Annotated in this window: 2 protein-coding genes; both read left to right on the forward strand. The window is 73.5% G+C overall.

The window, feature by feature from the left end; genetic code table 11:
* Positions 1 to 31 precede the first annotated feature (31 nt).
* Entirely contained in the window at positions 32 to 322 is a 291-nt protein-coding gene (locus tag OG252_RS35495; RefSeq protein ID WP_266440315.1) for an acyl carrier protein, read from the forward strand.
* 106 nt (positions 323 to 428) lie between these two features.
* Positions 429 to 22,154: a non-ribosomal peptide synthase/polyketide synthase gene (locus OG252_RS35500; RefSeq protein WP_329341304.1), complete on the forward strand. Its 21,726-nt coding sequence runs from the start codon at positions 429 to 431 to the stop codon at positions 22,152 to 22,154.
* Positions 22,155 to 22,160: the final 6 nt, after the last annotated feature.

The following is a 22,160-nucleotide window of genomic DNA, read 5'->3' on the forward strand; positions in this document are numbered from 1 at the left end:
CGTCCCACCACGTATCGCGACTGGAGACCCCATGTCCGAAAGCACCGCCCTGAGCAGGACCGACTCCGCCGACAACGACGACCTGCAGGACTGGCTGGTGGCCCGGGTCGCCGAGCACCTGAGGATGCCGGCCGCCGACATCCAGCCCGACGTGCCGCTCAGCGACTACGGCCTCGATTCGGTGTACGCGCTGTCCGTCGCCGCCGAGATCGAGGACCACCTCGGCTTCGCGGTCGACCCGACGATGATGTGGGACAACCCCACGATCGAGGCCCTCCTCGCCGCCATCGGCGAGGAGCGTGCCCGCAGCGGCGCTGCCTGAGCCGCGCACCGCACCCGCACGCATTCACGCACCGCAGTTCCACGCAGTCCGCAGCGCCCTGGGGGATGGGAAGCCCGTGTCCGACGTCAGCAACACGCTCCGTACCGTGTCAGCCGCGCAGACCGGCATCTGGGTGGCGCAGCGCATGGCCCCCGACGACCCCTTCTACAACTGCGGCGTCACCTACACGCTCACCGGACGCCTCGACGAGGACGCCCTGCGCCGGGCCGTCACCCAGGCCGTCGCCGAGGCCGAGACCCTGCGCACCCGGTTCCACGACACCGCGGACGGTCCCCGGCTGAGCATCGAGCCGGCCGACGAGGGCGAACTGCACTTCGTCGACCTCACCGGCCGGCCCGACCCGGACGCCGAGATCCAGGCCTGGACGGCCGCCGACCTCGCCACCGCGACCGACCTCACCCGCGAAGCGCCGTACACACACGCGCTGTTCACCATCGGCACGCAGCGCAGCGTCCTGTATTTCCGCTACCACCACATCGTGCTGGACGGCTTCGGCCAGCACCTCTACATGCGGCGGCTCGCGGAGCTGTACACCGCGTTCGAGCAGGGCCTGACCCCTCCCGGATCCACCGCCGCCCCGCTCGCCGACCTCCTGGCCGAGGACGCCGCCTACCTCGCCTCCCCCCGGTACGCCACGGACGCGGCGTACTGGCGTACCGCGTTCGCCGACCACCACGAGGGCACCCCGCTCGCCGGGCGGGTCGCGCCCGCCACGCCCAGCACGATGCGCCTGGTCACCCCCATGCCGTCGGACTTCCTCGCCGGGTTCGCCGACGGCGGCCGCGGCCGCGGCGGCGTCGGCCGGCTGTCCGCCACGATCGTCGCCGCCACCGCGGCATATGTGCACCGCCTGCTCGGCCGGCCCGACGTCATCGTCAACATGCCCATGGCGGCGCGCCGTTCGCGCGGGGAGCTCGGCACGCCCGCGATGCTCGCCAACGAAGTCCCCGTCCGGCTGACCGTCCGCCCGGACACCACCTTCGGCGACCTCGTGGACCAGGCGGAGGAGCAGATCCGCAAGGCCATCCGGCACCAGCGCCACCGGGGCGAGGCCCTGCGCGCGGAACTCGGCCTGTCCGCCGAGGCCGGTGCCCTCTCCGGGCCGCAGGTCAATGTGATGGCCTTCGAGCAGGAGACCCGCTTCGGCGCCTGGACGGCCGTGCGCCGCCAGCTCGCCAACGGCCCGATCGCGGACCTGACGGTCAACGTCTACCGCACGCCCGGCACCGCGGAGACCGAGCTGGAGTTCTGCGGCAACCGCGAGCTCTACACCGAGGACGAACTCGCCCGTCACCAGGAGCGGTTCTGCGCGTTCCTGGACCGCGCCGCCGCTCGCCCAGACCACCCGGTCGCCGCCCTGGACCTGCCCACCGACACCGAACGCCACCTGCTGCTGCGGGAGTGGAACGGCACCGCACGCGAACGGACCGCCGCCACCCTGCCCGAGCTGTTCGAGGCGCAGGCCGCCCGCACCCCGGACGAGCCCGCCCTGCACCACGACGGCGGCACGCTCACCTACGCCGAACTCGACACCCGGGCCAACCGGCTCGCCCACCTGCTCATCGGCCGGGGTACGGGCCCCGACCAGCACGTCGGCCTCGCGCTGCGGCGCTCCGCGGACCTGGTCGTCGCCGTACTCGCCGTGCTGAAGGCGGGCGCCGCCTATCTGCCCGTCGACCCGGACTACCCCGCCGACCGCATCGCCCACATGCTCGGCGACGCCCGCCCGGGTCTGATCCTCACCACCGCCGACGTGGCCGCCGAACTGCCGCCGGACGGCGCGCCGCGGCTGATCGTCGACACCCTCGACACCACGGGGCAGCCCGCGCACAGCCCCACCGACGCCGACCGCAACCGGCCGCTGACCGCAGCCCATCCCGCGTACCTGATCTACACCTCCGGATCGACAGGCGTCCCCAAGGGCGTGATCGGCCTCCACGAAGGGGCCGTCAACCGACTGCTGTGGTTCGGCGAGGAGTTCCCCTTCGACGGACGGCCCGTGCTCGTCAAGAGCTCCCTCAGCTTCGTGGACGGCACCACCGAACTCCTCGGCCCGCTCGTGCACGGCGCGCCCGCCGTGCTCTGCGGCCCCGACGCCGGCCGCAGCGCCGCCGCGATGACGGACCTCGTCGCCCGCCACCGCGTCGGACGCATCACCCTCGTGCCCAGCCTCCTCGCCGAGCTCCTGGACGGCGACGACATCGGTGCCCTGGCGCCGTGCACGTTGTGGGTGACCAGCGGCGAGGCACTGCCGCCGGCGTACGCCGACCGGTTCCGCGCCGCGCTGCCCGAGGCCCGCCTGCTGAACCTGTACGGGTCCTCCGAGGCCAGCGGCGACAGCCTGTACGCCGACGTCACCGCCGGCACCGTGCGGATCGGCCGCCCCATCTCCAACACCCGTGCCTTCGTGCTGGATTCGCACCTGCGCCCGGTGCCGGTGGGCGCCGTCGGCGAGCTGTACGTGGCGGGCGCCGGTCTGGCCCGCGGCTACCTCGGGCGGTCCGGCCTGACCGCCGAGCGATTCGTCGCCTGCCCCTTCGGCATCGCGGGCGAGCGCATGTACCGGACCGGCGACCTGGCCCGCTGGACGGCCGACGGGGAACTCGAGTACCTCGGGCGTGCCGACCAGCAGGTGAAGGTACGCGGCTTCCGCGTCGAACCCGCCGAGATCGAGGCCGCCCTCACCGCCCACCCCGCGGTGGAGCACGCCGCCGTGGTGCTGCGCGAGGACCGCCCCGGCGACAAGCGGCTGGTGGCCTACGTCGTCGGCGGCGCCGACACCGGGGAGCTGCGCGCCCGGGTGGCGGAGAACCTGCCGGACTACATGGTGCCGTCCGCGTTCGTCACGCTCGGCACGCTCCCGCTCAGCCCCAACGGCAAACTGGACCGGGCCGCCCTGCCCGCACCCGTTCACACCTCACGCGGCGGGGCACCGCGCACCGCCGCCGAGACCCGGCTGTGCGCCCTGTTCACCGAGGTCCTCGGCGTGCCCCGGGCAGGAGTCCACGACAGCTTCTTCGATCTGGGCGGCGACAGCGTCCTGGCGCTCCGGCTCGTCTCGCACGCCCGCCGCACAGGCCTCGCGTTCACTGCCCGCGACGTCTTCGTGCATCGCACCGTGGAGGCCCTCGCGGCCATCGCCCGGGCGGCCGCGGACACCACCACGTACACCCTCCCCGACCCGCTGCCGCAGCACGAACTCGCCCTCGTCGACGCCCCCTCCGGGGCCCGAGTGCTGCCGCTGACCCCCCTCCAGGAAGGCCTGCTCTTCCACAGCGTCTTCGACGAGGACCAGCCCGACCTCTACACCGTCCAGGCCGTCCTCGAACTCGGCGGCCCGCTCGACACCGCCGCCCTGCGCACCGCCGCCGCGCGGCTGCTGAAGCGCCACGACGCGCTGCGGGCCGGGTTCCGGCACGAGGGACTCAGCCGCGCCGTCCAGGTCGTGCCGGCCGAGGTACCGCTCGTCTGGCGGGAGGAGACGACCGAGGACCAGGAGGAGCTCGACGCGCTGCTCGCCCGGGAACGCGCCACGCGCTTCGCCCTGGACCGGCCGCCGCTCGTCCGCTTCCTGCTGGTCCGCACGGCGGCCGAGCACCACGTCCTGGCGGTGACCGCCCATCACACCGTCGTCGACGGCTGGTCGCTGCCCATCGTCGTCCGTGACCTGCTCCAGAGCTACACGGACGGGCGTCCCCTGCCCGAAGTGCGGCCCTACGAGGACTACTTGGCGTGGCTCGCGGCACAGGACACCGAGGCGGCCCGGCACGCCTGGACCGCCGCGCTCGACGGCTTCGACGAGCCCGCCCGGCTGGCTCCCTCCGTACCCGGCCGTACCCCGGTGCTCCCCGCGCGCGTGGAGCACGATCTGCCCGCCGCACTCACCGCCCGCCTGGGACAGCGGGCCCGTGACCTGGGCGTCACCCTCAACTCCCTGACCACGGCGGCCTGGTCGCTGGTCCTGGCCCAGGTGCTGGGCCGTACCGACGTGGTGTTCGGCACCACGGTGGCCGGCCGCCCCGCCGAGCTCAGCGGCGTGGAGGACCTGGCGGGCCTGTTCATCAACACGCTGCCCCAGCGCGTACGACTGGACCCCGCCGAACCCCTCGCAGCCCTCGCCGCACGACTTCAGGAGGAGCGGACGGCCCTGCTGGAGCACCAGCACGTGGGCCTCGCCGACATCCAGCGGTGGACCGGTCTCGGTGAACTCTTCGACACCTCCATGGTGTTCGAGAACTACCCCCTGGACCGCACCGCACTCGGCACCCTGGCCGACGAGGCCGGTCTGCGGCTCGTGGACGCCCGCGCACACGAGGGAGCCCACTACCCCCTCAGCCTCGTCGTCCACCCGGGCGAGCGGCTCCGGCTGCGCGTCGACCACCAGCCCGACCTGGTCGACGCCGCCGCGGCCGAGCGGACCGTGGCCCGGCTCGTACGCGTCCTGGAGCAGTTCGCGGCCGACCCGACGACGCCGACGGGACGGGTGGAGGTCCTCGACGACACCGAACGCGAGACACTGCTGGAGCGGTGGAACGCCACCGACCGAGCCGTGCCCCCGGCCGCCCTGCCGCAGCTCTTCGAGGACCGCGCGGCCCTGACTCCGCATGCCACGGCGGTGGTCTGCGGCGGCCACGAACTCACCTACGGGGAGCTCAACGCCCGCGCCAACCGGGTGGCCCGGCTGCTGGTCGAGCAGGGGGCGGGGCCCGGACGCCGGGTCGCGGTCCGGCTGCCGCGCTCCGCCGACCTCGTCACCGTGCTGCTCGCCGTGGCCAAGTCGGGTGCGGCGTACGTGCCGCTCGACCCGGACTTCCCCGCCGACCGCGTCACCTACATGATCGAGGACTCCCGGCCCGTCCTCGTCGTGGACGAGGCCTGGCTCGCCGGGGCCCGCACCGAGGGTCTCGCGGCGAACGACCTCGCCGCGGTCTCGCCGCACAGCCCCGCGTACGTGATCTACACCTCCGGTTCGACCGGCCGCCCCAAGGGCGTGGTCGTCGCACACGCCGCCCTGGTCAACTTCCTCGACTCGATGGCGCGGTCCTTCGCCCTGACCGCCGAGGACCGGCTGCTGGCCGTCACGACGGTGGGCTTCGACATCGCCGCCCTGGAGCTGTACGTGCCGCTGCTGGCCGGCGCGCGGGTGGTGCTCGCCGACAAGGACACCACCCGGGACCCGCAGGCACTGGCCGAGCTGATCGACCAGGCCGGGGTGTCGGTGATGCAGGCGACCCCGAGCCTGTGGCGCGCCCTCGTCGACGAGGTCCCGACGGCTCCGGCCGGGCTGCGGGTCCTCGTCGGCGGCGAGGCACTGCCCGCAGACCTCGCCGACCGCCTGCTGACCACGGCCCGTTCGGTCACCAACCTCTACGGCCCCACCGAGACCACCATCTGGTCCACGGCCGGCGCTGTCGCCGGCGACAGCGCGTCGCGCGGCTCGATCGGCCGCCCCATCGGCAACACCCGGGTGTACGTGCTCGACGCGGCCCTGCGCCCGGCGCCCGCCGAAGTCGCCGGAGAGCTGTACATCGCCGGAGCGGGCCTGGCCCACGGCTACCTGGACCGGGCCGGCCTCACCGCGTGGCGCTTCGTCGCCGACCCCTACGGCGCGTCCGGCACCCGGATGTACCGCACCGGCGACATGGTGCGCTGGTCGGCCGACGGCGAGCTGGAGTACCTCGGCCGCGTCGACCAGCAGGTCAAGGTACGCGGCCATCGCATCGAGCCCGGCGAGATCGAGGCCGTCCTGCTCGGCCACGAGGAGGTGTCCCGGGCGGCGGTCGTGGTGCGCGAGGACCGCCCCGGCGACAAGCGCCTGGTGGCCTACGTCGTCGGCGGCGCCCCCGAAGAGCTGCGTACCCACCTGGCGCGCACCCTGCCGGAGTACATGGTCCCGGCGGCCTTCGTCACGCTGGACGCGCTGCCGCTCACCCCCAACGGCAAGATCGACCGCAAGGTCCTGCCCGCCCCCGACTTCACCGCCGTGGCCTCCGGCCGGGCGCCCCGCACCGCGCGCGAGGAGACGCTGTGCGCCCTGTTCGCCGAGGTGCTCGGCGTGCCCGAGGTCGGCGTCGACGACAGTTTCTTCGCCCTGGGCGGCGACAGCATCGTCGCGGTGCGCCTGGTCGGCCGGGCCCGCCGGGCCGGACTGCGCATCGCCGTGAAGGACGTCTTCGCCCACCGTACGGTCGCCGCGCTCGCCGATGCCCTGCCCGAAGCGCCGAACGACGGCAAGCCCACCCCCGCTGCCGACACGCCCGACGACACCCCCGTCGACGTACCGCTCGGCGACGAGGAACTGGCCGCGCTGCGCACGCGACTGCCCGCGTCGGCCGAGGTGCTGCCGCTCACACCGCTCCAGGAAGGCCTGGTCTTCCACAGCGTCTTCGACCGCGGCGCCCCCGACGTCTACACCGTGCAGGTCGCCGTCGAACTCCTCGGCCGGCTCGACGTGCCCGCCCTGAAGTCGGCGGCCGCCGCCCTGCTCGCCCGGCACGACGCGCTGCGCGCCGGCTTCCGGACGGAGGGGCTCAGCCGCCCCGTCCAGGTCGTCCACGCCGACGTACCCCTGAACTGGCAGGAGACCGAGGCCGTAGGCGAAGAGTCGCTGCACGACCGGCTGGTCCTGGAGCGGGAGCGTCCCTTCGACCTCGCCGCACCCCCGCTGGTCCGCTTCCTGCTCGCCCGCACCGGCACCGAGCGCGCCGTGCTGGCACTCACCGTCCACCACGCCGTACTGGACGGCTGGTCGCTGCCCGTGCTGCTGCGGGAACTGCTGGAGCTGTACCGGAGCGGGGCCGCGCTGCCCGCGGCGCGCCCCTTCCGCGACCATCTGCGGTGGCTCGCGCACCGCGACCGGGACGCGGCCGAACGGGCCTGGCGGGCTGCGTTCGCCGACGTCGAGGAGCCGGCGCGGGTCGCCGCCACGCCGGCCGGCCGGATCCCGGTGCGGCCGGAACGCGTGGAGACCACCCTGCCGGCACCTGCCACCGCGGCGCTGGTCGAACGGTCCCGCGCTCTGGGCGTGACGCTCAACTCGGTGGTCGAGGCGGCCTGGGCGCTGGTGCTGTCACGCACCCTGGGCCGCGACGACGTCACCTTCGGCGTGACCGTCTCCGGACGGCCCGCCGAGATCGACGGCATCGAGGACAGCGTCGGGCTGTACATCAACACCGTTCCGCTGCGGGTGCGCCTGAAGGCGGCCGAGCCGCTCGGCGACCTGCTGCGCCGCGTGCAGGGCGAGCGGCAGCGGCTGCTGGAGCACCAGCACACCGGCCTCGCCGACATCCAGCGCACGGTAGGACTGGGCGAACTCTTCGACACCTCCGTGGTGTTCGAGAACTTCCCGCTGGACGCGGCCGCCTTCACGGAGCTCACCGCGACGGCCGGCCTGCGGGTCGGCGAGGTCCGCGCGCACGACGCGGTGCACTACTCGCTCGGCCTGGTCGTGGTCCCCGGCGACGAACTGCGGTTGCGCCTCGACCACCAGCCCGACCTCGTCGACCACGCCACCGCGCAGGCCGTCGCGGACCGGTTCGTGCACATCCTTCAGGCTCTCGCCGACCGTCCCGAGCTGCCCACCGGGCGACTCGACGTACTGACCCCCGCCGAGCGGCGGCTGACACTCGACACCTTCGCCGACACCGCCCACGAGGTGGCGCCGGCCGCGCACACCTCGGCTTCCTCGCTGGCCGAACTGTTCGAGCGGCGTGCCGCTCTCGTTGCGGACGCGGTCGCCGTCACCTGTGGGACGCGGTCGTTGACGTATGCGGAGCTGGATGAGCGGGCGGACGGGTTGGCGGACCGGCTGGTGGCGCATGGTGCGGGTCCGGAGCGGTTTGTCGCGGTGTGCCTGCCGCGTGGCCTTGATCTGGTCGTGGCTCTGCTGGCGGTTGTGAAGTCGGGGGCTGCGTACGTTCCCGTCGATCCCGGTTATCCGGAGGAGCGGATCGCGTACATCCTCCAGGACACCGATCCGGTCCTTGTCGTCGACGAGGAGTGGCTTGCCTCGGCTGCTACCGGGGAGCCCGTTGCGCGTGGTCGTGGTCGTGGCCGTGTTCGGGTCGATCCGGCCAGTCCGGCGTATGTGATCTATACGTCTGGTTCCACCGGCCGTCCCAAGGGTGTGGTGGTTCCGCATGCCAACGTGGTGCGGTTGTTCACCGCCACCGAGGACGTGTACGGCTTCGGTCCGGACGACGTGTGGACTTTGTTCCACTCCGTCGCGTTCGACTTCTCGGTGTGGGAGCTGTGGGGTCCGCTCCTGCACGGTGGGCGGCTTGTCGTGGTGCCGTTCGACGTCAGCCGGAATCCGGTGGAGTTTCTGCGGCTGCTGGTGCGTGAGCGGGTCACGGTGCTCAACCAGACCCCGTCGGCGTTCTATCAGTTGATGCAGGCGGACCGGGAGCAGCCCGGTCTCGGGGACCGGCTCGCGCTGCGGTGGGTGATCTTCGGTGGCGAGGCGCTCGATCTGGGCCGGCTGGAGAGCTGGGGCCGCCGGCACGGCGACACCGAGCCCGTCCTGGTGAACATGTACGGGATCACGGAAACGACCGTCCATGTCAGCGTGCGTGCCCTGGACGCCGCCGCCTGGACCGGTCAGCAGCGCAGCCTGATCGGTGTCGGTATCCGTGATCTGCGGGTGTATGTCCTCGACGGTGGTCTGCGGCCGGCCCCGGTGGGTGTCACGGGTGAGATGTATGTCGCCGGGGCGGGTCTGGCGCGTGGTTATCTGAACCGGCCGGGGCTGACCGCGGAACGGTTCGTGGCCTGTCCGTTCGGAGGGCCGGGGGAGCGGATGTACCGCACGGGTGACCTGGCGCGGTGGACCTCGGACGGTGAACTGGAGTACCTGGGACGGGCCGACGACCAGGTCAAGATCCGCGGCTTCCGCATCGAACTCGGCGAGATCGACACTGCGCTGGCCGGCCACCGGGACGTGGCCTGGGCCCGGACGATGGTGCGCGAGGACCGCCCCGGCGACCGTCGTCTCGTCGCCTACGTCCTGGCCGCGCGGAATCCGGTCGATCACGGCCTGCTGCGGGACCACCTGGCGGCCACGCTGCCCGACTACATGGTGCCGTCCGCCTTCGTCACGCTCGACGAGCTGCCGCTCACCGTCAACGGCAAGCTCGACCGCAAGGCCCTGCCCGCCCCCGAGCTGCCGGCGTCCGGCGGCGGCAGGGCGCCGCGCACCGAGACCGAGCGCATCCTGTGCCTGCTCTTCGGCGAGGTGCTCGGCCTGCCCGAAGTGGCCGTCGACGACGGCTTCTTCGACCTCGGCGGCGACAGCATCATGTCGATCCAGCTGGTCGGCCGGGCCCGGCAGCAGGGGCTCGTCCTCTCCCCGCGGGACGTGTTCGAGCAGCGCACGGTCGAGGGCCTCGCCGCGGTCGCGGCGCAGACCGGCGCCGACGCGGCCGAGGAGCCGGACGTCGCGACCGGCGCGGTTCCGCTGCCGCCCATGGCCCACTGGCTGGCCGAACGCGGCGGCCCCGTCGACGGGTTCGCCCAGTCCCTCGCGGTGCGGGTACCCGCCGGGCTGGACCGCGAGGACCTGCTGACGGCCCTGCAGACCGTCCTCGACCACCACGACGCCCTGCGGATGCGCCTGACCGACGTAGAGCCGTGGTCGCTCGAGATCGGCGAACGCGGCTCGGTGGCGGCCGGTGCGCTGCTGCGCCGGGTGGGCGCCGCGGGGCTCGGGGACGCCGAGTTGGACGACCTCGTGGCCGAGCACGCCGCGGCCGCCCGCGCTCGGCTTGCGCCGCGTGACGGCGTGATGGTCCAGGCGGTGTGGTGCGACCGGGGACCGGACCGGACCGGCCGGCTGGTGCTGGTCGCCCACCACCTGGTGGTCGACGGCGTGTCCTGGCGGATACTGCTGCCCGACCTCGCCGACGCCTGGCGGGCGGCCACCGCCGGCCGTGCCGCCGACCTCGCTCCGACGGGCCTGTCCTACCGTTCCTGGGCCCGCCGTCGGCACACGGCGGCCGCCGAGGGCAGGTACCGGAACCAGCTTCCTTACTGGCGTGAGGTATTGGGCGCATCCGCGGACACGGCGGCCACTCCCGCCCTGGACCCCGCGCTGGACACCCACGGCACCGCCGCCACACTGCGGCTGCGGCTGCCCGCCGAGGTGACCCGGGCCGTGCTGACCACCGCTGCCTCCCGTTACCGGGCCCGCCCCGACGAGGTCCTGCTCGCTGCGTTCGCGGCGGCCGTCACCGCCTGGCGCGGCACGGACGACCCGACCGTACTGGTGGACGCCGAGGGCCACGGCCGCGACCAGCTCGGCGAGGACGACGCCGACCTGTCACGGACCGTGGGCTGGTTCACCAGCCTGTACCCGGTGCGGCTGGACGCCGGCCGGCTCGACGCCGAGGCGCGCGCCGGGCTGCGGGCGGGCGGCCCGGAGGCCGGCCGGCTGCTGAAGCGCACCAAGGAACTGCTTCGCGCGGTGCCGGACCACGGCCTCGGCTTCGGCGCGCTGCGCCACCTCGACGCGCAGACCGCCGCCGAACTCTCCGCGCCGACCTCGCCCGAGCTGGGCTTCAACTACCTCGGCCGGGCCACCACCGGCGACCACGCGGACTGGAGCGTCGTGCCCGGCAGTAACGGCATCGGCGGTTCCGCCGACCCCGGCCTGCCGCTCGCCCACGCCGTGGAACTCAACGCGCTGGCCGAGGACGGCCCCGACGGGCCCGAACTCGTCGCCGCCTGGACCTGGGCGAGCCGCCTGTTCGACGAGGACCGGGTGCGCCTGCTGGCCGAGGAGTGGTTCGAGGTCCTGCGCGGCTTCGCCGCTCATGTGCGCCGGCCGGGCGCGGGCGGTCTCACGCCCTCCGACATCGCCCCCGCGCGGCTCGGCCAGCGCGAGATCGAGGACCTGGAGCGGCGGCTGCCGGACCTGGAGGACGTCCTGCCGCTGTCCCCGCTGCAGGAGGGCCTGCTCTTCCACCACTCCTTCGACGAGGAGTCCGCGGACGTCTACACGGTGCAGCTCGTCGTCGACATCGAGGGCGAGCCGGACACCGCCGCGCTGCGTGCCGCCGCGGCCGCGCTGCTCGACCGGCACCCCAACCTGCGGGCGGCCTTCCTGCACGAGAACCTCAGCACCCCGGTGCAGGCGGTGCTGCGTGAGGTCCCGCTGCCCTGGCAGGAGGCCGACCTCGGTGCGCTGCACGAGGCCGAACGCGAACAGGAGGCCCGGCGCCTGCTCGACGCCGACCGCACCCGGCGCTTCGACCCCGCCCGGCCCCCGCTCGTCCGTTTCACCCTGCTGCGGCTGGGCGACCGGCACCACCGGCTGGCGATCACCTCGCACCACGTGCTGTGGGACGGCTGGTCCCTGCCCGTCATCGTCCGTGAGCTGCTGGAGCTGTACCGGGGCGAGCGCCCGCTGCCGCCGGTCCGGCCCTACCGGGACCACCTGGCGTGGCTCGCCCGGCAGGACCGCGCCGCAGCCGAGGCTGCCTGGCGCGAGGCGTTCGCGGGATTCGAGGAGCCGACGCTGGTCGCCGCGCCCGACGCCGGTCGCACCCCGCTCCTTCCTGAGACTGTGGAGGCTTCGCTGCCCGCCCCGGACACCGCCCGGCTGACCGAGCGGACCCGGGCCCTCGGCGTGACCCTCAACTCGGCGGTCCAGGCCGCCTGGGGACTCGTCCTGGCCGGTGAACTGGGCCGCGACGACGTGGCGTTCGGCGTCACCGTGTCCGGCCGCCCGGCCGAGGCAGACGGAACCTGGGACGCCATCGGCCTGTTCATCAACACCGTGCCGGCGCGGCTGCGCGTCGATCCCGCGGAGTCCGTCGGCGAGCTGCTGCTGCGTGCGCAGCGTGAACAGGCGCGGCTGCTGGAACACCAGCACCTCGGTCTCGCCGACATCCAGCGGGTGACCGATTTCGGTGAACTCTTCGACACCTCCCTGGTGTTCGAGAACTACCCCCTGGACGCCGGGACACTGAACGCCGTCGCGGCCGGAACCGGTCTGCGGCTCACCGGCGCCCGCACCCGCGACGCCGTGCACTACACCTACGGCCTCGTGGCGATGCCCGGCGACGAGCTGCGCTTCCGCCTCGACCATCAGCCCGACCTGGTCGCCCCAAAGACGGCGCGCCTGGTCATGGACCGCCTGCTGCGGATCCTGACGGCCATGGCCGACGCCCCCGAGTTGCCCGTCGGACGGATCGACGCGCTCTGTGCCGACGAACGCCGACTGCTGGTCGACGACTGGAACGCCACCGAACACCCGGTGCCCGCCGGCACGCTGCCCGAGTTGTTCCAGGCACAGGTGGCCCGCACCCCGGACGCCGTGGCCGTGGTCTTCGAGGGCAGCCGACTGAGCTACGCCGACCTCAACGCGCGTGCCAACCGGCTGGCCCTGCTGCTGGCCGAGCACGGCGCGGGCCCGGAGCGGTGCGTCGCGGTGTCCCTGCCGCGCTCGGCCGACCTGGTGGTCACCCTGCTCGCCGTCATGAAGACGGGAGCCGCCCACGTACCCATCGACCCGGACTACCCCGCCGAGCGCATCGCGCACATCCTCGACGACGTCGATCCCGTACTGTTCGTCGACTCGGCCTGGCTGGCGGCGGCCGACACCTCCGCCCACGCCGCCGACGATCCCGCCCCCGTCGACCCCGCGTCCCTCGCCTACGTCATCCACACCTCGGGTTCCACCGGTCGGCCCAAGGGCGTCGCGGTCTCCCACCGGGGCATCGCGAGCCTGGCCACCGGACAGATCGACCGCTTCGCCGTCACCCCCGACAGCCGGGTGCTGCTCTTCGCCTCGCCCAGCTTCGACGCGGCCGTCTCCGAGCTGTGCATGGCGCTGCTCGCCGGCGCGACACTGGTGCTGGCCCCCGCCGAACGGCTGCTGCCCGGCCCCGCGCTGACCGAGCTGGTGCGCGAGCAGGAGATCAGCCACGTCACCCTGCCGCCGTCCGCGCTGGCCGTGCTTCCGGACGACGCGCTGCCCACCGTGACCACCCTGGTCGTGGCCGGCGAGGCCTGTCCGCCGGACCTGGTGGCGCGCTGGTCGCGCGGGCGCCGCATGATCAACGCCTACGGCCCCACCGAGTCCACGGTGTGCGCCAGCATGAGCGCCCCGCTGGCCGGTGCCGCCGTCCCGCCCATCGGCACCCCGCTGATCAACACCCGCCTGTACGTCCTCGACGGCGGTTTGCGGCCGGCACCCGTCGGCACCCCGGGCGAGCTCTACATCGCCGGGGCCGGTCTGGCGCGCGGCTATCTGAACCGGCCGGGGCTGACCGCGGAGCGGTTCGTGGCCTGTCCGTTCGGGGGGCCGGGGGAGCGGATGTACCGCACGGGCGACCTGGCGCGGTGGACCGCGGACGGTGAGCTGGAGTACCTGGGGCGCGCCGACGACCAGGTCAAGATCCGCGGCTTCCGCATCGAGCCCGGCGAGGTGGCCGCCGTCGTCGGCGGCCACCCCACCGTGACCAGAGCCGTGGTGGTCGTACGCGAGGACCAGCCCGGCGACAAACGGCTCGTCGCCTACGTGGTGCCCGCGCCCGGCGCGGACGCGGACCAGGCGCGGCTGCGCCGGTACGCCGCCGGACGGCTCGCCGCCCACATGGTGCCCTCGGCGTTCGTCACCCTGGACAGCCTGCCCGTCACCCCCAACGGAAAGCTGGACCGCAAGGCGCTGCCCGCTCCGGAGTACGGCACCCTGTCCACGGCCGGGTACCGCGGGCCGCGTTCGCCGCGCGAGGAGATCCTGTGCGGCCTGTTCGCCGAGGTGCTCGGCGTGGAGCGGGTCGGCATCGACGACAACTTCTTCGAACTGGGCGGTCACTCCCTGCTGGCCACCCGGCTGGTCAACCGCGTCCGCACGACGCTCGGCGAGGAACTGCCGGTGCGCGGTCTGTTCGAGACACCGACCGTCGCCGGGCTCGCCGCCCGGCAGGGCACCGAGGCCGCCCGTCCCGCCGCGCGGGCGGCCCAGCGGCCCGAGCGGCTGCCGCTGTCGTTCGCGCAGGAACGGCTGTGGTTCCTCGGCCAGTTCGACGAGGCGTCCGCCACGTACAACATCCCCGCCGCACTGCGGCTGACCGGCGACCTCGACCGGACGGCTCTCGAAGCCGCGCTGGCCGACGTGGTGGGCCGGCACGAGTCGCTGCGCACTCTCGTGGCCGAGGACGCCGACGGCCCCCACCAGCGCGTCCTCGACGCCCGCGGGGCTGCCCCGCGGGTCACGGCCGAGCCCGCCGACGAGGCCGGACTCGGCGCGAAACTGGCCGGTGAGACCCGCCGTCCCTTCGATCTCTCGGCCGAACTCCCCCTGCGGGTCCGGCTGTTCGAACTCGCCCCGCAGGAGCATGTGCTCCTGCTCGTCCTGCACCACATCGCCGGCGACGGCTGGTCGGTGGGGCCGCTCGCCCGGGACCTGACCGCCGCCTACGCGGCACGCCGCGCCGGTCACGCTCCGAGCTGGGAGCAACTGCCGCTCCAGTACGCCGACTTCGCCCTGTGGCAGCGCCGGACGCTCGGCTCCGAGACCGATGCGGACAGCCCCCTGGCACGCCGGCTGGCGTTCTGGAAGGACGCACTGTCCGGCCTGCCCGAGGAACTGGACCTGCCGACCGACCACCGGCGTCCGGCCGTGGCCTCGTACACCGGCGGGGTGGTGGAGTTCGAGGTGCCGGCCGCCCTGCACGAGCGGCTCGTGGTCGTGGCCCGCGAGCTGCGGGCGACGCCGTTCATGGTGATGCGCGCGGCCCTGGCGACCCTGCTGTCGCGGCTGGGCGCAGGAACCGACATCCCCGTCGGCACCCCGGTCGCCGGCCGCGCCGACGACGCCCTGGAGGGCCTGGTCGGGTTCTTCGTGAACACGCTGGTGCTGCGCACGGACCTGTCGGGCGACCCGACCTTCCGTGAACTCGTCGGCCGCGTACGGGAGTTCGACCTAGCGGCGTATGCCCACCAGGACGTGCCCTTCGAACGCCTCGTCGACATCCTCAACCCGGCCCGCTCCATGGCCCGCCACCCTCTCTTCCAGACCGCTCTCACCTGGAACGACACCACCGAGCAGGCCCTCGGCGCGCTGCGCGGTCTGCCGGGCCTCGCGGTCCGCCCCGAACCGGTGGACACCACGGCGGCGAAATTCGACCTCTCCCTCGTCTTCGAGGAGCGTCGCGCCGCCGACGGCACGCCCGCGGGACTGCACGGCAGCCTCTCCTACAGCGCCGACCTGTACACCCACGCGGGCGCCGTGGCCCTCACCCGGCGCCTGGCGCGCGTCCTCGACGCGGCGCTGACCGACCCGGACCGACCGGTCACCCGCATCGACGTCACCGACGCGGCCGAGCGCGCCCGGCTGCTGGCCGCGGCCGGCGAAGGAGACACCACCGCCCCGCCCCGGACGCTCGCCGAACTCTTCGCGACCCGTGCCGCTCTCGTTCCGGATGCGGTCGCCGTCACCTGTGGGACGCGCTCGCTGACGTATGCGGAGCTGGATGAGCGGGCGGACCGGTTGGCGGACCGGCTGGTGGCGCATGGTGCGGGTCCGGAGCGGTTTGTCGCGGTGTGCCTGCCGCGTGGCCTTGATCTGGTCGTGGCTCTGCTGGCGGTCGTGAAGTCGGGGGCGGCCTACGTCCCCGTCGATCCCGGCTATCCCGAGGAGCGGATCGCGTACATCCTCCAGGACACCGATCCGGTCCTTGTCGTCGACGAGGAGTGGCTTGCCTCGGCCGCGACCGGGGAGCCCGGCCCGTCCGGACACGGCCGTGTCCCGGCCGGCCCGGCGCACCCGGCGTATGTGATCTACACCTCCGGATCCACCGGCCGTCCCAAGGGTGTGGTGGTTCCGCATGCCAACGTGGTGCGGTTGTTCACCGCCACCGAGGAGGTCTACGGCTTCGGTCCGGACGACGTGTGGACTTTGTTCCACTCCGTCGCGTTCGACTTCTCGGTGTGGGAGCTGTGGGGTCCGCTCCTGCATGGTGGGCGGCTTGTCGTGGTGCCGTTCGACGTCAGCCGGAATCCGGTGGAGTTTCTGCGGTTGCTGGTGCGTGAGCGGGTCACGGTGCTCAACCAGACTCCGTCGGCGTTCTATCAGTTGATGCAGGCGGACCGGGAGCAGCCCGGTCTCGGGGACCGGCTCGCGCTGCGGTGGGTGATCTTCGGTGGCGAGGCGCTCGATCTGGGCCGGCTGGAGAGCTGGGGGCGCCGGCACGGCGACACCGAGCCCGTCCTGGTGAACATGTACGGGATCACGGAGACGACCGTCCACGTCAGCGTGCGTGCCCTGGACGCCGCCGCCTGGACCGGTCAGCAGCGCAGTCTCATCGGTGTCGGTATCCGTGATCTGCGGGTGTATGTCCTCGACGGTGGTCTGCGGCCGGCCCCGGTGGGTGTCACGGGTGAGATGTATGTCGCCGGGGCGGGTCTGGCGCGTGGTTATCTGAACCGGCCGGGGCTGACCGCGGAACGGTTCGTGGCCGACCCCTACGGCGCGTCCGGCACCCGGATGTACCGCACGGGTGACCTGGCGCGGTGGACCGCGGACGGTGAACTGGAGTACCTGGGGCGCGCCGACGACCAGGTCAAGATCCGCGGCTTCCGCATCGAACTCGGCGAGATCGAGACCGCCGTGCTCGGCCACCCCCAGGTCGCCCAGGCAGCCGTGGTCGTCCGCGAGGACCAGCCCGGCGACCAGCGGCTCGTCGCCTACGCGGTGCCCGCCGCCGATGCCCTGGACGTCGCCGCCGTACGCGACCGGCTGGCCGCCGAACTGCCGGAGTACATGGTGCCGTCGGCCGTGGTGCCCCTCACGGCGCTGCCGCTCACCGTCAACGGCAAGCTCGACCGCAAGGCCCTGCCCGCTCCGGAGTACGTCGGCACGGGCACCGCCGGGTACCGCGGGCCGCGTTCGCCGCGCGAGGAGATCCTGTGCGGTCTGTTCGCGGAGGTGCTCGGGGTGGAGCGGGTCGGTATCGACGACGGCTTCTTCGAACTGGGCGGTCACTCGCTGCTGGCTACCCGGCTGGTCAACCGCGTCCGCGCGACGCTCGGCGCGGAACTGTCGGTGCGGGACCTGTTCGAGTCGCCCACCGTCGCCGGCCTGGGCCCGGTCCTGGGCACGGCCGGCACCGGCGCGGGGCGGCCCGTGGCCCGCGTGGAGCGGCCGGAACGGCTCCCGCTGTCGTTCGCGCAGCGCAGGCTCTGGTTCCTGCACCGCTTCGAAGGCCCCGGCGCCACCTACAACATCCCGCTGGCACTGCGCCTGACCGGTGACGTCGACCCGGCGGCACTCGAAGTCGCCCTGGCCGACGTGACGACACGCCACGAGGCGCTGCGCACCGTCTTCGCGGAGGACGACGACGGCCCGTACCAGGTGGTGCTGGACCACGCGCGGCCACGCCTGCACACGGTCGCCGACGAGGCCGAACTGGGCGCGGCGGCACGCCACGCCTTCGACCTCGGCGCCGAACTCCCGCTGCACGCCGCGCTGTTCTCCCGGAGCGGCCGGGAACACGTACTGCTCCTGGTGGTCCATCACATCGCCGGGGACGGCCGGTCGACCGGCGTCCTCGCCCGGGACCTGACCGCCGCCTACCTGGCGCGCCGCGCCGGGCACGCCCCGGCCTGGACCGAACTGCCCGTGCAGTACGCCGACTTCACCCTGTGGCAGAACCAGACGCTCGGCTCCGAGGACGACCCCGACAGCCTCGTCTCGCGCCAGCTCGCGTTCTGGGAGGACCGGCTGAGCGGCCTGCCCGAGGAGCTCAGCCTGCCCACCGACCGGCCCCGTCCGGCCGTGTCCTCGTACACCGGCGGCGTGGTGGAGTTCGAGGTGCCGGCCGGCCTGCACGAGCGGCTGGCTGACCTCGCGCGAGAGCTGCGGGCGACGCCGTTCATGGTGATGCAGGCGGCACTGGCGGCGCTGCTGTCGCGGCTCGGGGCGGGCACGGACATCCCGATCGGGACGCCGATCGCGGGCCGTACCGATGACGCGGTGGAGGACCTGGTCGGGTTCTTCGTGAACACGCTGGTGCTGCGCACCGACCTGTCGGGCGACCCGACCTTCCGTGAACTCGTCGGCCGCGTACGCGAGTTCGACCTGGCGGCATACGCCCACCAGGACGTGCCCTTCGAACGCCTCGTCGACGTGCTCGACGTGACCCGCTCGACATCACGACACCCGCTGTTCCAGACGGTCCTCACCCTGGACGACACCGCCGAACAGGAGGCCCTCGCCCAGGCCGCGCGACTGCCGGGAGTGGACGTCTCCGAGTACCACCTCGACACGGGCGTCGCCAAGTTCGACCTGTCCTTCGGCTTCACCCGCAGCCGTGCGGCCGGCTTCGGTCTCACCGGACGCGTCGAGTACGCCACCGACCTCTACGACCGCTCCACCGCCCAGGTCCTCGCCGCCCGGCTCGTCCGCGTGCTGGAGGCGGTGCTGGCACACCCCGACGCACCGGTCACCCGCGTCGACGTCCTCGGCACCGACGAACGCCGGCTCCTGCTGGAGGGACGCAACGACACGACCGTTCCGGCTCCCGCGACCACCCTCCTCGGTCTCTTCGAGGCGCACACCGCGGCCACCCCCGACAAGACGGCACTCGTCGGCGACGGCACGACCCTCACCTACGCGGAACTCTCGGCCAGGGCACACCGGTTGGCACACCGGCTGCGCCGAGCCGGGATACGCCGCGAGACCCGCGTCGCGCTCCTCATGGAACGCTCCGTCGACCTCGTCGTCGCCGTACTCGCCGTCCTCAAGGCGGGCGGCGCCTACGTGCCGCTCAGCGCGACCTATCCCGACGAGCGGCTGCGCTGGATCGTCGCCGAGACCGGCACACCGCTGCTCATCGCCGACCGCGCCCAGCGGGAACGGGCCGAGAGCGTCGCCGGCCTGCTCGACGTACTCGTCGTCGACGACCCCGCCACCGCCGAGGCCCTCGTCGGCGAGGACGCCTGTGCACCCGGATTCGTCCCCGGGCCCGAGGACCTCGCCTGCCTGATGTTCACCTCCGGCTCGACCGGCCTGCCCAAGGGCGTCGCCGCGACCCACGGGAACATCGCCGACCTCGCACAGGACCGGTGGTGGAGCTCCGGCTGCGCCGAACGCGTCCTGCTGCACTCCCCGCACGCCTGGGACGCGCTCACCCTGGAACTGTGGGTCGCGCTGCTGTGCGGCGGCAGTGTCGTCGTCGCCCCCGCGGGGGACACCAGCGTGGAGGCGCTCGGCGCGCTCATCACCGGGCACGGCGTCACCGGACTGTGGCTCACCGCGGGCCTGTTCGCGGTACTGGCGGAGGAGCAGCCGGACTGCTTCCGCGGCGTGCGCCAGGTGTGGACCGGCGGTGACGCGGTCCCGCCCGCCGCCGTGCGCCGGGTCCTGGAACACTGCCCGCACATCGAGGTCGTCAACGGCTACGGCCCCACCGAGACGACGGTGTTCACCACCCGCAACCCGGTCGGCGCGGACGACGCCCGCCGACTGGCCGGCGTGGTACCCATCGGACGCCCGCTGGACAACATGCGGGTGTACGTCCTCGACGCCGCCCTGCACCCCGTACCGGACGGAGTACCCGGCGAGCTCTACGTGGCCGGCAGCGGCCTCGCCCGCGGTTACTGGGCGCGCCCCGACCTCACCGCCGAACGCTTCGTGCCCTGTCCGTTCGGGGCGCCGGGCGAGCGCATGTACCGCACCGGCGACCTGGTGCGGTGGAACACCGACGGCCTGCTGGAGTTCGTGGGCCGCGCCGACGACCAGGTCAAGGTACGCGGTTTCCGCATCGAACTCGCCGAGATCGAGGCCGCCCTGACCGCCCACCCCGACGTGCGGGCGGGCGCGGTGATCGTGCGCGAGGACCAGCCCGGCGACAAACGCCTCACCGGCTACGTCGTGGCCGCCGGCGACCCGCTCGACCTCGCCGGGCTGCGCGCCCACCTCACCGCACGCCTGCCCGACTACATGGTGCCCGCGGCCCTCATACCCCTGCCCGAGCTGCCGCTGACCAACAACGGAAAACTTGACCGCAGGGCTCTCCCGGCTCCCGCCCGCACACCCCGCGCCACCGGCCGTACCGCCGCCGGACCCGTGGAGGAAACCCTGTGCGCGCTGTTCGCCGACGTGCTCGGTGTGGACGGGATCGGCGTCGAGGACAGCTTCTTCGACCTCGGCGGTGACAGCATCATGTCCATCCAACTGGTCAGCCGTGCCCGCAAAGCAGGCCTCACCCTCAGTCCGCGCGACGTGTTCGACCACCGTACGGTGGCCGCGCTCGCCGAGGCCGTCTCCGGCCGGACCCCCGCCGAGGTGCCGGAGACTGCACAGGAACCCGCCACGGGCCCCGTCCCGCTCACGCCGATCATGCACTGGCTCGCCGAACGCGGCGGGCGCGTCGAGAAGTTCAACCAGTCCGTCGTCCTCCAGGTGCCCGCGGGCATGACGTACGACGACCTGCGCACCGCCCTCCAGGCCGTTCTGGACCGCCACGACGCGTTGCGCATGCGCTGGGCGTCCGACGACGCCGGGCAACCGCACGCGGAGATCCCGGAGCCGGGCACGCTCGACGCCCGTACCTGCCTGGAGCGCGTGGACGCCCGGGGCGCCGACACGCAGACCGTGCAGCGGCTGCTCGCCGACCACGCTCGCGCGGCCCTCGGACGGCTGGCACCCGCGGACGGCATCATGCTCCAGGCCGTCTGGCTGGACCGCGGCCCGCGCACACCGGGACGGCTCGTGCTGCTCGCCGACCACCTGGTCGTCGACGGCGTGTCCTGGCGCCTGATCGTGTCCGACCTGGCCGAGGCCCGGCAGGCGTCGGCCGCGGGCACCGACCCCGCGCTCGCGCCCGTCGGCACCTCCTTCCGGCACTGGGCCACCGCCCTGCAGACGGCGGCGCTGGACCCGGCGCACACCGACCGGCTCGCCCACTGGGCGGACACGCTGCGGGACGCCGGGGCACCGTTCGGCACGGCCCCGCTGGACCCGGCCCGCGACACCCACGCCACCGCCGGCACCCTCACGCTGAGACTGCCCGCCGACGTCACCACGAGCGTGCTCACCACCGTCGGCTCCGTCTTCGGCACCGGCGCGGCCGACGGCCTCCTCGCCGCCCTCACCCTGGCCCTCGCCTCCCGGCGGCCCACGCGCGACAGCGGCGTGGTCGTCGACGTCGAGGGACACGGACGCGAGGAGCAGGTCATTCCCGGGGCCGACCTGTCCCGCACCGTCGGCTGGTTCACCAGCCTCTACCCGGTACGGCTCGACCCGGGCCCGCTGGACCGGGCCGCCCACGAGGACGCCCTCGCCGGCGGCCCCACCGCGGGCCGCGTCCTGAAGACCGTCAAGGAACAACTGCGGGCCGTACCCGACAACGGCGTCGGATACGGCCTGCTGCGCCACCTCAACCCCAGGACCAGGTCCGTGCTCGCCCCGCTCGGCCGCCCCCGGATCGGCTTCAACTACCTGGGCCGGGTCACGGCACAGGAAGCCGTCGACTGGACCCCCGTACCCGACACCGGGGCGCTCGTCCCCGGCGACGACCCGGACGCCCCGCTCACCCACGTACTGGAACTCAACGCCCTCACCCAGGACGGGGACGAGGGACCCGAACTCGTCGCCACCTGGACCTGGGCCGCGCGCCTGCTGTCCGAGGACGAGGTGCGGGAGGTGGCCGAGGCCTGGTTCGCGGCCCTGCGCGGACTCGCCGAACACGCCCGCCAACCCGACGCGGGAGGACTGACCCCGTCGGACGTGTCCCTGCTGTCCCTCAGCCAGGACGAGATCGACGCCTTCGAAGACGACTTCTTCGCAGACCAGGAAGACGAGTGAGGAAAG

It is taken from the genome of Streptomyces sp. NBC_01352 (assembly GCF_036237295.1).
GTDB classification, from domain to species: Bacteria; Actinomycetota; Actinomycetes; order Streptomycetales; family Streptomycetaceae; genus Streptomyces; species Streptomyces plumbiresistens.